This window comes from Sphingomonas asaccharolytica NBRC 15499 (assembly GCF_001598355.1).
GTDB classification, from domain to species: domain Bacteria; phylum Pseudomonadota; class Alphaproteobacteria; order Sphingomonadales; family Sphingomonadaceae; genus Sphingomonas; species Sphingomonas asaccharolytica.
The window spans coordinates 17089-28762 of the sequence record NZ_BCYU01000055.1 but is presented as its reverse complement, the minus strand read 5'-3'; the positions used below and the strand labels follow the sequence as shown (position 1 = coordinate 28762).

Annotated in this window: 17 protein-coding genes and 1 other RNA gene; 9 read left to right on the top strand and 9 right to left on the bottom strand. The window is 63.9% G+C overall.

Translation table 11 applies throughout. The annotated features are described in order from the left end of the window. Positions 1-352, top strand: a 352-nt coding sequence (locus SAS01S_RS14865) for a histidine-type phosphatase (protein ID WP_157082834.1), incomplete at its 5' end; no start/stop codon positions are given. A 45-nt stretch (positions 353-397) separates the two neighbouring features. On the opposite strand, the gene ssrA is transcribed toward SAS01S_RS14865, so the two are convergent. Then, positions 398-740: a transfer-messenger RNA gene (gene ssrA, locus SAS01S_RS14860) on the bottom strand. A 110-nt stretch (positions 741-850) separates the two neighbouring features. On the opposite strand from ssrA, the gene SAS01S_RS14855 reads away from it, so the two are divergent. After that, the gene (locus SAS01S_RS14855; protein WP_066809744.1) at positions 851-1282 is read left to right on the top strand and encodes an RrF2 family transcriptional regulator; all 432 of its coding nucleotides are present in this window, start codon (positions 851-853) and stop codon (positions 1280-1282) included. Between the two features lie 53 nt (positions 1283-1335). Here the strand turns inward: SAS01S_RS14855 and mscL are convergent, their stop codons facing one another. Beyond that, a complete protein-coding gene (gene mscL / locus SAS01S_RS14850; protein ID WP_066809742.1) occupies positions 1336-1773 on the bottom strand; it encodes a large conductance mechanosensitive channel protein MscL in 438 nt (145 codons plus the stop codon). Positions 1774-1929: 156 nt separating this feature from the next. Here mscL and SAS01S_RS14845 point away from each other — a divergent pair, with 156 nt between their 5' ends. From SAS01S_RS14845 to SAS01S_RS22240, 5 genes are all read left to right on the top strand, one after another. Beyond that, positions 1930-2520 (top strand): LemA family protein, encoded by a 591-nt coding sequence (locus SAS01S_RS14845; RefSeq protein WP_066809741.1) that lies wholly within the window; start codon positions 1930-1932, stop codon positions 2518-2520. A 46-nt stretch (positions 2521-2566) separates the two neighbouring features. Next, positions 2567-3382, top strand: a complete 816-nt coding sequence (locus tag SAS01S_RS14840; RefSeq protein WP_066809759.1) for a TPM domain-containing protein — start codon at positions 2567-2569, stop codon at positions 3380-3382. Continuing rightward, complete coding sequence (locus tag SAS01S_RS14835; RefSeq protein ID WP_066809739.1) at positions 3382-4062, top strand: TPM domain-containing protein; 681 nt, start codon at positions 3382-3384, stop codon at positions 4060-4062. The genes SAS01S_RS14840 and SAS01S_RS14835 overlap by 1 nt, the downstream gene beginning before the upstream one ends. Before the next feature lie 56 nt (positions 4063-4118). Then, the gene (locus SAS01S_RS14830; RefSeq protein ID WP_066809761.1) at positions 4119-4604 is read left to right on the top strand and encodes an NUDIX hydrolase; all 486 of its coding nucleotides are present in this window, start codon (positions 4119-4121) and stop codon (positions 4602-4604) included. 105 nt (positions 4605-4709) lie between these two features. Then, positions 4710-5045 (top strand): YdeI/OmpD-associated family protein, encoded by a 336-nt coding sequence (locus tag SAS01S_RS22240; RefSeq protein WP_369405750.1) that lies wholly within the window; start codon positions 4710-4712, stop codon positions 5043-5045. 346 nt (positions 5046-5391) lie between these two features. Here the strand turns inward: SAS01S_RS22240 and SAS01S_RS14825 are convergent, their stop codons facing one another. The 3 genes from SAS01S_RS14825 to SAS01S_RS14810 all read right to left on the bottom strand — a co-directional run bounded on the left by SAS01S_RS14825 (position 5392) and on the right by SAS01S_RS14810 (position 7380). Continuing rightward, on the bottom strand, positions 5392-6021 hold the full coding sequence (locus SAS01S_RS14825; protein WP_157082832.1) for a hypothetical protein: 630 nt from the start codon (positions 6019-6021) through the stop codon (positions 5392-5394). Positions 6022-6333: 312 nt separating this feature from the next. Beyond that, positions 6334-6807, bottom strand: coding sequence for an NUDIX domain-containing protein (locus tag SAS01S_RS14815; protein ID WP_066809733.1), 474 nt, complete (start codon positions 6805-6807; stop codon positions 6334-6336). Between the two features lie 150 nt (positions 6808-6957). Beyond that, entirely contained in the window at positions 6958-7380 is a 423-nt protein-coding gene (locus SAS01S_RS14810) for a VOC family protein (protein WP_066809731.1), read from the bottom strand. 105 nt (positions 7381-7485) lie between these two features. Here SAS01S_RS14810 and SAS01S_RS14805 point away from each other — a divergent pair, with 105 nt between their 5' ends. Then, positions 7486-8130, top strand: coding sequence for a TetR/AcrR family transcriptional regulator (locus SAS01S_RS14805; RefSeq protein ID WP_066809729.1), 645 nt, complete (start codon positions 7486-7488; stop codon positions 8128-8130). A gap of 14 nt (positions 8131-8144) precedes the next feature. Here the strand turns inward: SAS01S_RS14805 and SAS01S_RS14800 are convergent, their stop codons facing one another. The 4 genes from SAS01S_RS14800 to SAS01S_RS14785 all read right to left on the bottom strand — a co-directional run bounded on the left by SAS01S_RS14800 (position 8145) and on the right by SAS01S_RS14785 (position 10833). Then, on the bottom strand, positions 8145-8783 hold the full coding sequence (locus SAS01S_RS14800; protein ID WP_218016311.1) for a hypothetical protein: 639 nt from the start codon (positions 8781-8783) through the stop codon (positions 8145-8147). 105 nt (positions 8784-8888) lie between these two features. Next, on the bottom strand, positions 8889-9890 hold the full coding sequence (locus SAS01S_RS14795) for an NADP-dependent oxidoreductase (protein ID WP_066809725.1): 1002 nt from the start codon (positions 9888-9890) through the stop codon (positions 8889-8891). A gap of 54 nt (positions 9891-9944) precedes the next feature. Further along, complete coding sequence (locus tag SAS01S_RS23075; protein WP_218016310.1) at positions 9945-10139, bottom strand: Rossmann-fold NAD(P)-binding domain-containing protein; 195 nt, start codon at positions 10137-10139, stop codon at positions 9945-9947. Between the two features lie 217 nt (positions 10140-10356). Further along, the gene (locus SAS01S_RS14785; RefSeq protein ID WP_066809723.1) at positions 10357-10833 is read right to left on the bottom strand and encodes a MarR family winged helix-turn-helix transcriptional regulator; all 477 of its coding nucleotides are present in this window, start codon (positions 10831-10833) and stop codon (positions 10357-10359) included. A gap of 179 nt (positions 10834-11012) precedes the next feature. Here SAS01S_RS14785 and SAS01S_RS14780 point away from each other — a divergent pair, with 179 nt between their 5' ends. Continuing rightward, positions 11013-11441, top strand: coding sequence for a DoxX family protein (locus tag SAS01S_RS14780; RefSeq protein WP_066809722.1), 429 nt, complete (start codon positions 11013-11015; stop codon positions 11439-11441). The last annotated feature ends 233 nt before the right edge of the window (positions 11442-11674 follow it).

Genomic DNA, 11674 nt, shown 5'->3' with positions numbered 1-11674 from the left:
CCCCCCGCCGATCCTGCGCGCAATGGCAGGCGAAGGGCCGAAGCTGCTGATGATTTCGGGCCACGACACCAATGTCGCCAATCTCGGCGGGATGCTGGGCCTGCACTGGCGGGTGCCGGGTTTCGCGGCTGACGATCCCGCACCGGGCGGTGCGATCACTCTGGAGAGGGTGAAGGACGCAAGCGGCAACGCTTATGTGCGTGCCTATTACCGGGCGCAGACGCTCAATCAGCTCCGCGCCGCCGCCGCGCCTGGCTATCGCCAAATGCTGCCGATCGCAGGATGCAGCGCGCGGGGCGTTAGTGGGCTGTGCACGCTGGCGCAGTTCCAGAAGGTGATGTCGGGGAAATAGGGGGCAAGTGGGGAGCTTCTGTTGCCCGGTGCTCCCCGTACCGCTGGATTCCGCTTCTGTTGCCCGGTGCGGTCCAACCGCGCATTTTAGAATAACCTTAAGCCGTTAGGCCTTGGGGTTACGCCGCAATAGCGAGTGCTTCGTTATCGTTGGCACTTGTGTAATGAGCCGTCACAGTGGCCCGTTCTGAGCGAACGTCGGCGCTTTTCAACACACGTCGATCCTGGTTCGGCCCCGTCAGAAACGGTGTCCAGATCCACCACCATTTCTGGTGGAGCCGCCGGGTACTGCCCCCGGGTCCGCTGCGTCTATTGCACGCCATCATTTATCGCCATAGCCGGTTGCCCGGCCCGACCAATATAGGGGCTGCGCAATTAAAGAAAAGTGGGGGTTTTGATCCTTTGATGCGGACGCGCGGTGCCAAACCGCCAAAAACCGCCGTTTTTCCGAGCTTCCGCCTTTCGGTCGCCACATTATTGGGTAATAAGGTTACCTATTATGTTGACGCAGCGTTCCCGTTACGCGCTTCGCGCGATGCTCTATTTGGCTGAGGCGCCCGCGGGCGGGCCCCCGATCCCGATGAACCGGATCGCCGAACATGCCAACGTCCCGCGCAAATTTCTCGAACTGATCCTGGCCGATCTGCGCGAGGCGGGCTTTTTGCACAGCCATCGCGGCAAGACCGGCGGTTACTGCCTGTCGCGCCCGACCCATCTGATCTCGCTGGGCGAGATCATCCGCGTGATCGAAGGACCCTTGGCGTTGGTCCCGTGCGTCAGCCGCACCGCCTATCGCCGCTGCGCCGATTGCAAGGACGAAGCGGCTTGCGCGATCCGCCACGCCATGGCGCGCGTCCGCGACGAGACCGCGCGCATCCTCGACGGCACCAGCCTGGCCGACGCGGTGAGCGAGGACCTCGCGGCGGCCTGAACGGGCCAGTTCACCTCCCGCCTGCGGGAGGGGAGTTTAAGGGGTATGAAGCCTTACGCTCCCTTACGCGCGCGCAATTCGTCGCGGATCTCGCGCAACAGCACGACGTCGGCGGGATCCGCCGGCGCCGCTTCCTCCGGCTTGGGCGCAACGCGGTTCACCGCGCGCACCAGCAGGAAGATGATAAACGCGACGATCAGGAAATTGACCGCGGCGGTGATGAATTCGCCATAGCCGAACAACGCGACGCCGGCCTTTTTGAGCGCAGCGTAGTCGGTCGATCCGGCCAGCGCCGGCGGCACCTTTTCGGGCGACAGGATGATGAAATGGCTCGAGAAATCGAGCCCGCCGAATATTTTGCCGATTAGCGGCATGATGAGGTCGTCGGTCAGCGAGGTGACGATCTTGCCGAATGCCGCACCGATGATCACCGCGACCGCCAGATCGAGCACGTTGCCGCGAGCAATGAACGCCTTGAATTCCTTGAACATGATCCCGTCTTTCCCTGTCTCAGCGCGGCACAGCCTAAACCCGGATCACATGGATGCAAGCGGCGGTCCGTTGCGCCCGCGCAACCGAATCCGCTTCACGACGGCGCCGAGCGTCACTACATTGCCGCCACGCAAGGGGCACTGGAGGATATCTCGATGAAGTTTCGTGCGATGATCGTGCTGGCCGCCATGGCAATGCTGTCGGCTTGCGGGATCAACTCCGTCCCGACCGCGGAGGAAAATGCCAAGGCGCGCTGGGCCGATGTCCAGGCCGCCTATCAGCGTCGCGCCGATACCATTCCCAATGTCGTCGCATCGGTGAAGGGCAGCGCCGCATCCGAAGGCAAGATCCTGACCGACGTGATCAACGCGCGCGCCAATGCGACGCGGGTCCAGGTCAACGCCACCGACCTGACCGACCCGGCCAAGGTTGCGAGCTTCCAGGCCGCGCAGAACCAGTTGGGCTCGTCGCTCGGCCGGTTGCTGGCGACGGTCGAGGCCTATCCCGACCTCAAGAGCCAGGAGAATTTCCGCTCGCTGATCACCGAGATCGAGGGCAGCAACAACCGTATCACGATCGCGATCCGCGACTATAACACCGCGGTCCAGGCGTATAATACGCGCATCCGTACTTTCCCCGACGCGGTCGGCGCCAAGATCTTCTACGGCGCCAAACCGATGGTCCCGTTCCAGGCGCAGCCGGGCGCCGAAACCAACCCGACGGTCGATTTCGGCAACACGAACTGACCGCGGTGACCATCGTGCATTCGCTGCCGGGAGAATCCGGATGAGGATTCTCCGTGCCTTGCTGCTGATGCTGGCGCTGCTGGTCGCGCCCCAGCTCGCCGGCGCGCAGACTTTTCCGGCTCTGTCCGGGCGGGTGGTCGATGCCGCCAATCTGCTCAGTCCTGCGCAGAAGCAGCAGATCGAGGCGCTGTCGACCGATGTCGGCAAGGTCGCGCAACGCCAGTTCGTGGTGGCGACGATCCCCGATCTGCAGGGCTATCCGATCGAGGATTATGGCTACAAACTCGGTCGGGCCTGGGGGATCGGGCAAAAGGACGTCAATAACGGCATCATCCTGATCGTCGCGCCCAATGAGCGCAAAGTGCGGATCGAGGTTGGCTATGGCCTCGAGCCGATCATGACCGATGCCTTGTCGCAGACGATCATTGACGACCAGATCCTGCCCAAATTCCGCAGCGGGGACATGGCTGGCGGGATCGTTGCGGGGGCGCAGGCGATCGCGGAGCAGATGAAGGCGCCGCCCGAAGCAGCCGAGGCGCGGGTCAAGGCGGCCGCCGCGGCACCGCAGGCGGCGCGATCGTCGGGTTCGTCATCGGACGGCTTCATCGCGATCTTCTGGGTCGTCATCGTGCTGTTCTTCGTGCTGCCGATCATCTTTCGCGGTGCACGCGGCCGAAAATATCGCGGTGGGCGTGGGCCGGTCGTGCTGTGGGGGCCGGGCCTAGGCGGAGGTTGGGGCAGCGGCGGCGGATCGTCGTCGAGCGGCTGGAGCAGCGGCGGCAGCGACTGGGGCGGCGGCGGCGGCGGCTTTTCGGGCGGCGGCGGGTCGTTCGGCGGCGGCGGCGCGTCGGGGAGCTGGTGATGCGCGGACCGATCCTGACCCCGGCCGAACGCGAACAGGTGACCCAGGCGGTCACCGCCGCCGAGGCCGGCACCGATGCCGAGATCGTTACCATCGTGGCACCGCGATCGGACCCCTATCACGATATCGGCCTCACCCTCGGCATCGTCGCGATGCTGTTGGTGGCGGGCATCGCTGCGCTCAATCCGACCGCGATCGAGGACAAGATCGCCTGGTTCCAGAATGGCTGGCAAGGCCGGGTCAATCTGGGGCGGTCGTTCTTCGCGCTGATGGTGGTCGAGGCGATCGTCTTCCTGCTGGTGCGCGGCGCGCTCTATTGGTCGCCGCTGCGGCTGGCGCTGACCCCCAAGGCGGTGCGATCGCGCCGCGTGCGGCGGCGCGCGATCCAGTATTTCAAGGTCGGCGCCGAACGCCGTACCGCCGCGCGGATCGGGGTGCTGCTCTATCTCTCGCTTGATGAGCGGCTGGCCGAGATCGTCGCCGATGAAGCGATCCATGCCAAGGTCCCGCCCGAACGCTGGGGCGCAGCGATGGCGGCGCTGATCGACCGCGTGCGCGCCGGGCATCCGGGCGGCGGCATGGCCGCCGCGGTGACCGCGATCGGCGCCATCGTCGCCGAACATTTCCCCAAGACGGAAAGCGACGTGAACGAACTCCCCGATCGGCTGATCGAACTGTGAGCGTCACCGACGCCGACGCGACCGAGGAAACCGTCTGGAAAGGTCGGTTTCTCGAAATGAAGAAACGCGGCCGCTGGGAATATGTCGGGCGCGTCGGCGGCGTCCAGGCCGCTGTGATCATCGCCATCGACGCGGGGCACATCCTGCTGGTCGAACAATATCGCGTGCCGCTTGGGCGTCCGTGCCTCGAACTGCCCGCCGGACTGGTCGGCGACGAGAGCGAAGACGAGACCGCCGAAATGTCCGCCGCGCGCGAGCTGGAGGAAGAGACCGGCTATCGTCCCGCCAAATGCACCACGTTGGGGACCTTCTACGCCTCACCCGGCATGGTCAGCGAATGCTTCACCTTGGTCCGCGCGGAAGGGCTGACGCGGGTGAGCGAGGGTGGCGGGACGGCGGATGAGAACATCATTGTTCACCGCGTGCCACTGGCGACGATAGCCGACTTCATCGCCGAGCGCCGCGCCGCAGGTGTCGCGATCGACGTCAAGCTGTTGACGCTGCTCGGGCAGTCGCTGCTTTCCGATCAGGCCGGAGACTGATGGAAAGCTGATTGTCGCAAGCGGCCCGATTATGGACATTCCGTTATCCAGCAGGCAAGCTCGAAAGCCGCCGCTCGATGCGGCGTTAATGAATTCGACGGTGGGGTGGCATTGCCTGGAGGTCTCGTGGCGAACGCTTTTCCGCACGGCACTGTTCACGAAGCGGGTGACGACCTTCAAGCAGCGGTGAGATCGGATCCCAAAATCTTTATGCTTTGGGAAAGCCTGACCCCGCTCGGTCGAAATGAATTCATCTGCTGGGTCGATGACGCGAAGCAGCCAACGACCCGCCAACGCCGCATCCGGCGAACCTGTGACGAGCTGTTGGAGGGGAATAAGCGACCGTGCTGCTGGGTGGGCTGCATTCATCGCACCGACAAGGCGCCAAGCCGATGGCAACAAGCAGTCCTGATCGATCAGAAGGGAAAGAACGGTCCATAAGCCGGCCTGGAAGCGATGTCCGGTTTTGGCCCGCTCTCCGGAAAAAGCTGCCGGACATCATTCTACCCAGTTTTCGCCGCTCGGCCGCATGCCGACAGCGGTCGTTTATGGCTTGAGCGCTAGCGATCGTCTGCACCTGTTTTCGAACCGCGCCTATCGCATAGTATTCCAGGCTCGGGCACAGCAGCCTACCAGACGCCGAGCCCGGTGATTCCTTGCCGATATTCGACGATCCGGCGAGCGGTGGCGGGGGACAGCGACGCGGCCAGGTCATCCGGCGCGAACCAGCAACCTCCGCTATCTCATTGCGATACCCGCCCGACATGAAGTCACCGCTCGCTGCGGTTCAACGCCGCGTCGGATCGCTCGCCCCGTTATTCAGCTTGCTGGTGTCGATCCCTTCGGGCGGCTTGGGTGGGCCCGGCGGGGCATCGCCGCCGGCACGATTGCCGAGATTGATTGTGTCGCCATTCGCGCCCGAGACGCCGCCACCCGACGGCTGACCGTTGGCGCCATCGCCAGGATCGCCGCCGACGGGTCCGGCTGGCGGGCCCTTCAGCGTATTGGTGCCGTAGGTCGGGCGATCGTCGGGCGTGCCGCGCGCGCCGGCCATGCCCTGACCCTCTCCCTTCTTTCCCCAGATTTTGTCGGCAAGCGGATCGATCACGCCGGATATTTTTTCCGACGCCCCGTACGCGCCTGTTTCGGCCGCGTCCTTTGCCTTTTGCCAAGTGCTCTTTTCGGTCGGCGCATCATTCGGGGTGGATTGCGGCGTGGTATCCTCGCGCACGCCGCCGTCCGGCGACACGATCGCGCTCGATCCATCGGCATTCTCGACACCGCGTTCGGTGTCGACGGCGTCATCGCCCTCGCGCACGCCCGATCGCCCGCCATTGGTGAAATTGGCGCCTTGCGGCCCGGCCATGCCTGTGCGGCTGGCGTCGGTTGCCGTGGTTTTCTGGCTGCCCCCGACCATCGTCTGCGCCCCCGGTAAGCGGGCTGAACTGTTAATCCTGGTCGATCCCGCAGCGCTCGCCGGCCCGGACGTCGCAACCGTCGGCCTTGCGGTGGTCGGCAGTGTGACGGTCGTCGTTGCGGTCCCTGTTCCGGTCTGCGCGTGAGCCGCGGTGGCTGCGAGCAAGGCACACGTCGTGCTCACTGCTAAATGTCGTATCTTCATTGAAGGCGCTCCGGATCGTCGGGGATGCCGGACGCTGTCATCAATCGGGTGGGCGGTCTTGGAAGGAAACGACGCTACCAAACGCGCGCGGAGCAAGAGATCGCGGTCTTACCAGGCGCCGAGCCCGGTGACGCCTTGTCGATATTCGGCGATCCGTCGAGCGGTGGCCGGGGACAGCGACGCGGGCAGGTCTTCCGGCGCGAACCAGCCGGCCTCCGCTATCTCGGCCAGGTCGGTGCGGTGCATCTCGGCGCTCGCATCGGGACCGGCATGCGCGACGAAAATGACGATATGGTCGTCCTTGCCCTCACGCCGGCTATGATAGACGCCCAGGACGCGCTCGATCGTGGCGTGGGCCACGCCAACTTCTTCCGCGAGCTCGCGGAACAGAGCGGCGTCGATACTCTCGCCTTTTTTCACCCCGCCGCCGGGCAGATACCATTGATCCATATAGGTGTGGCGGACCAGCGCGATGCGGCTATCCCGATCGAGCAGGATGGCACGAACCCCGATCGTCCGCGGTTTGGTGATCCGCCACACCATCCGAGCCGCCTTGCCGACCAGCCGATGCGTCCACGCCATCCCCCCAGCCTCCTTTGCGCAGATGCCGGGCTGCGGCGCGCGTTTACTGATGCACCTAATCGAACAGGATCGAGCATGCATGGTGGCGCACCGATCGTGCGAATTCCACCCCTCGGTAAACGGACGCCGCAACCCGACAATCGGTACCTCTTATTCAGCCTCCGAAGCGCTGCCCATCGCCGACGGGTCCATCCACATGATCTCCCAGACGTAGCCGTCGAGATCCTCGACATGACGGTTGTACATGAACCCCAGGTCCTGCGCGGGATTGGGGTCGGCAGCGCCGCCCGCCGCCGCGGCGCGATTGACGATCGCGTCCACTTCGTCCTTGCTGTCGGCCGACAGCGCCAGCAGCAACGGGCTGGAAGCATGCGCGTCGGCGATTGGGCGCTTGGTGAATTCGCCATAATGCGCGTGGGTGAGAAGCATGACGAAGATCGTGTCCGAGAACATCAGGGACGTCGAAGTCTCACCCGAAAACTGCGGGTTAACCGTGCCGCCGAGGGCGACGTAAAAGGCTGTCGAGGCCGTCAGATCGCGCACGGGGAGGTTCACGAAGATCATTTTGGGCATGGTCTGCTCCGCTGCTAGCTCGCATTGCAGTACTAGACCGACTAGTACTGATGGCGCGCTAGCATTCGGCGTCGGTACTGTCTAGTACCGTACCGACGAGGGCCTATGAACATCGACGGCGAGACGAGATCGGCGCGCAAGGAGCGGGACATCATCCAGGCGGCGACGGCCACCTTCATCAGCAAGGGCTATGACGGCACCAGCATGGAGGAGATCGCCACCAAGGCGGCCGTCTCCAAACAGACGATCTACAAGCACTTTACCGACAAGGAGACATTGTTCGGAGAAGTGGTCCGTTCGACCGCGGCCGGGGCGAACGACATCGTCGAGTCGGTGACGGGCTTGCTGTCCGACACCAAATTCCAGCAGGGCGGTCTCGCCGAACTCGGCCGGCTCGTGGTGACGACATTGTTGGACGACGAATTGGTGAAACTCCGACGCCTGATCATCGCCAATGCCGACCGGATGCCGAGCCTCGGCCGCGATTGGTACGAAAAGGGCTTCGAGCGAATGCTCGCCACGATGGCATCCTGCTTTCGAAAGCTGTCGGCTCAGGGTCTCATGCGCGCCGGCGATGCCGATCTCGCCGCCAGCCATTTCTTTGGCATGTTGCTCTGGATTCCGATGAACGAGGCGATGTTCAAGGGAAACGGCCATCCTCGCGCGAGGGCCGAGCTGGAGCGGCATGCCGACGCCTCGGTCGAGGCCTTTCTCGCCCTTTATGGCATGAAGTCCGGCCATGCCCGTTAGGCCGGACCTTCAAACTAGAACGACGGCGGAAAGTCGAGGACCGCGCCGGTATAGGTCTCGACAACGTAGCTGAACGGTTCGCCATCGGCACGCGTCAGCAGGGCCTGATGCTCGATCACGTTGTCGGGAATCGACAGGGCCGCACCTGGCTTGGCGCGTGGTAACGGGGCGCCGCCGCTATCCCAGCCCTCGGGCAACGGCGACCAGAGCAGCTGGACCGAGACGGTGTGACGCTGGAACCGAAGCGGCTGAACGACACGACCGAAGGCAGTATCGCCGGTTTCGAGCGCCCGGTTCATGTCCGGCGTTAGGCGCGACGGGACATACCAATTATCGGCCTCGGACAGAACGTGCTCGCCGCAGCGCAATCGCACCCGGCGATAGGCGATCGGCTGGTCGGCGCCGACCTGCAGTTGCTCACGGACCGCGGCGGGGGGCGGCTTGTCCTGGCCGCGGACGCGATCCGCGACGATCTTGGCGCCATCGGCGAGATGGTGGCGCGCGCACCAGCGGTCGAGCGTCAGCGTCGCGCTGTCATGGCTCAGCAGGTCGGCATTCAACGTCTGGAGCTCGGCCAGCGCTTCGAGCCTGGCGACCGGCGTGTCCGTCCAGGACGTCCGTGCGGGCGACGCGCCCAACGTCAGCACAGCCAACGCGCCGGCGCTGATGGTTCGCTTTAGGTTGGCGATGACGAACGCTCCTGAGTCGGGATCACGTTGATACGGGCAAAATGCCTTTTCCTCCGATCCGATCCGGCGTCACCTCAGCTTGACGACGACCTTGCCTTTCGCCCGGCCTGTTTCGACCAGGGCCAGGGCTTCGTTGGTATCGTCGAACGGGAAGATCCGCTCGACGACCGGGCGGATGATGCCCTTGTCGATCAGCGCCGTGATCTGGCCGAGTTGGTTGCCATTCGCGCGCATGAACAGGAAGGAATAATGGACGCCGCGCGCCGCGGCCCTTCTCCGGATGCCCAGGCTCAGCAGCCGCATCACTTGCCGCAACAGCCAGTTCATCCCCTGGGCCTTCGCGAAATCCGGGTCGGGCGGACCGGAGATCGAGATCAGCTTGCCGCCGGGTTTGAGCACCTCGAGCGACTTGCGAAGCGTGGTGCCGTCGAGGCTGTTGAGGACGACATCGTAGCCGGACAGCAGCTTGTCGAACTCCTGACTGCGGTAATCGATGACGATATCGGCGCCGAGGCGCTTGACCAGATCCACATTGGCCGTGCTCGTGGTGGTCGCCACCGTCGCGCCGAGATGCTTGGCGAGCTGGATGGCGATAGTGCCGACCCCGCCGGAACCCGCATGGATGAGGATCTTCTGCCCTTTCTCCAGCCCGGCTCGCTCGACCAACGCTTGCCAGGCGGTCAGTCCGACCAGGGGGATCGACGCTGCTTCCTCCATGCTGATCGTGCCAGGCTTCAGCGCCAAATCCTCTTGGTCGATTGCGATCCGCTCGGCGAAGGTGCCGATCCGGCCATCACGCGGCCGAGCATAGACCTCGTCGCCAAGCTTGAAGCGCCGGACGTTCGAACCGAGCGCGACGACGGTGCCCGCCACATCGTGGCCCAAGATGAAAGGCGGCCGATAGGGAATGAACGCCTTGAAGGCGCCGTCACGAATCTTGGCATCGAGCGGATTAACTCCGGCAGCGTGGATTTCCACCAACACGTCGCCTTGTCCGAGCACCGGCTCCGGCATCTCATCGAAGCGCAAGGGCTCGTTCTTCCGATATCGATCGGCGATGAACGCTTTCATCAGCAATGCCTTTCCAAATTGCCGGGCGGCTGGATCAGCGGCCCACGGAGCCGTTCAGGCGGGGAGCCTGTTGAACTTTCTGAGGTTCTTGTCGACGAACGATTCGGGCAGGAAGCGGCGCATGAAGCTCACTTGGCCGGCCAGTTTCCCGGCAGTGTAACGCCTTTTGGGGGTCGCCGCATTGGCGGCCATGACCACCGTGTCGGCGACGATCTCGGGCGCATCCCCGGCCTCGACGGCGTCACGCATCATCACCTCCGCGGCAGCTCGGAGAGTATCGTAAACCGGAAGCGGGCGATCCGCGCGAGTCAAATTGTTCTCGAACGATGTGCGGGTGTTGCCGGGCTCGATCAGTACGATGCGGATATTCTGGGTTCGCACTTCATGGTCGAGCGATTCCGAATAGCCCTCGATCGCCTGCCCGATTGATAGGGCGGCCGCCGAGAGGTTGCGGCCTGGGCCTTAGCTAAACTGCTGCGTCAGCCAGGTCGTCCCTCAGCCTTTGCGCGTTCCGCTTGAGGAAGTCGGCGATGAGCTCCAATTGCTGGCCATCGTAGCGCTCGCAGAGTTCGGCCAAAGAAGGGTTGGGCACGCCGAAGCCGCGACGCGAATTCGTCACCGACGCTTCGTTCAGCGTGACGACGATCCGCCGCCGATCCGTGGGGTGGGGGCCTCTGCTGACATAGCCCTTTGCGACCAGGCGATCGACCAGGTCGGTCACCGACGCAGTTGCCAGTCCGGTTTCCTTCGCAATCTCCCCTGCGCTGAGCGGGCCCAGGCGGTTCAGCAGAAACAGGCTCTTATAGGCTGACGGGTCGAGGCCCATGCTCTGGGCAACCGACGAATGGAACAGCACCACGGCCTCGCTATGCGCATTCAGGGCCGCAACCAGATCGGCCGGAACCTGGTCCAAACGGTCCGTCTCCTCTTGCTGTTTTGACATGATGACCTCTAAGTGTTACGGTGCACCGTAATATATGTCATACCGTAGTAAATCAATGGCGGGCCGCTGATGCGGCCGCAGTCATGGAGCACCGCGGAGAACGCGTGTCGACTCGGCGGTCGGGATGTCGCCGCCGAATACGCAAAGAACTGGTCGCAAACAGCGAAGGAGGATAGGCAATGAAGGTTCTCGCAGCCCGTTCGGCATATTTTTTGGCGATTCTGCGGATCGTCGCCGCCGTCTTGTTCCTCGAGGCGGGAATATACCACCTCTTCCATTGGCCGACATTGCCGATGCCTGCGCCACCACCCCAGATGGCGCCCTGGCTGTTCGCGGCCGGTTTGCTCGAGTTCGTCGGAAGCATGCTGCTCATGGTCGGGCTCTTCACCCGCCCGACTGCCTTCCTTCTGTCGGGAATGATGGCGGTCGCGTATTGGGGGTTTCACGTCCCGATGGGATTCTGGCCGGTCGCGAACATGGGGACTGCGGCCATCCTCTATTGCTTCATCTTCCTTTATTTCGCAGCCGCCGGCCCTGGCGCCTGGGCAATCGACAATGTGCGGGCGCGCGATCCGGAAGATCATGCTCTGCGACGCTCGGTCGCCTGAGCCTGACCATAGCTGACCTATTCGAGCCAGGCCGCCGCGTCCCGAGCGCGCCCGGCTGACCCATCAGGTTCTTCCAACCAACGGGGATCCAATTGCCCGAACCCTTCATCTCGGACGAAGGCGCGGACGCCGGTCGCCAACTCGGCTGGCTGAAGCGCCTGTTGCCATGGATTCCGATCGGCGCGGCCCTTGCCTATCCGTGGACGTTGCGGCTGTTCCATGAGGCAATCGTC

Coding starts and splice junctions, on each gene's coding strand:
- SAS01S_RS14795 (WP_066809725.1), bottom strand. CDS start 9,890: ATGAAAGCGTTCATCGCCGATCGATATCGGAAGAACGAGCCCTTGCGC.
- SAS01S_RS14780 (WP_066809722.1), top strand. CDS start 11,013: ATGAAGGTTCTCGCAGCCCGTTCGGCATATTTTTTGGCGATTCTGCGG.
- SAS01S_RS23075 (WP_218016310.1), bottom strand. CDS start 10,139: ATGCGTGACGCCGTCGAGGCCGGGGATGCGCCCGAGATCGTCGCCGAC.
- SAS01S_RS14810 (WP_066809731.1), bottom strand. CDS start 7,380: ATGCCCAAAATGATCTTCGTGAACCTCCCCGTGCGCGATCTGACGGCC.
- SAS01S_RS14785 (WP_066809723.1), bottom strand. CDS start 10,833: ATGTCAAAACAGCAAGAGGAGACGGACCGTTTGGACCAGGTTCCGGCC.
- SAS01S_RS14855 (WP_066809744.1), top strand. CDS start 851: ATGTTGACGCAGCGTTCCCGTTACGCGCTTCGCGCGATGCTCTATTTG.
- SAS01S_RS14805 (WP_066809729.1), top strand. CDS start 7,486: ATGAACATCGACGGCGAGACGAGATCGGCGCGCAAGGAGCGGGACATC.
- mscL (WP_066809742.1), bottom strand. CDS start 1,773: ATGTTCAAGGAATTCAAGGCGTTCATTGCTCGCGGCAACGTGCTCGAT.
- SAS01S_RS14845 (WP_066809741.1), top strand. CDS start 1,930: ATGAAGTTTCGTGCGATGATCGTGCTGGCCGCCATGGCAATGCTGTCG.
- SAS01S_RS14835 (WP_066809739.1), top strand. CDS start 3,382: ATGCGCGGACCGATCCTGACCCCGGCCGAACGCGAACAGGTGACCCAG.
- SAS01S_RS14830 (WP_066809761.1), top strand. CDS start 4,119: ATGAAGAAACGCGGCCGCTGGGAATATGTCGGGCGCGTCGGCGGCGTC.
- SAS01S_RS14815 (WP_066809733.1), bottom strand. CDS start 6,807: ATGGCGTGGACGCATCGGCTGGTCGGCAAGGCGGCTCGGATGGTGTGG.
- SAS01S_RS14825 (WP_157082832.1), bottom strand. CDS start 6,021: ATGGTCGGGGGCAGCCAGAAAACCACGGCAACCGACGCCAGCCGCACA.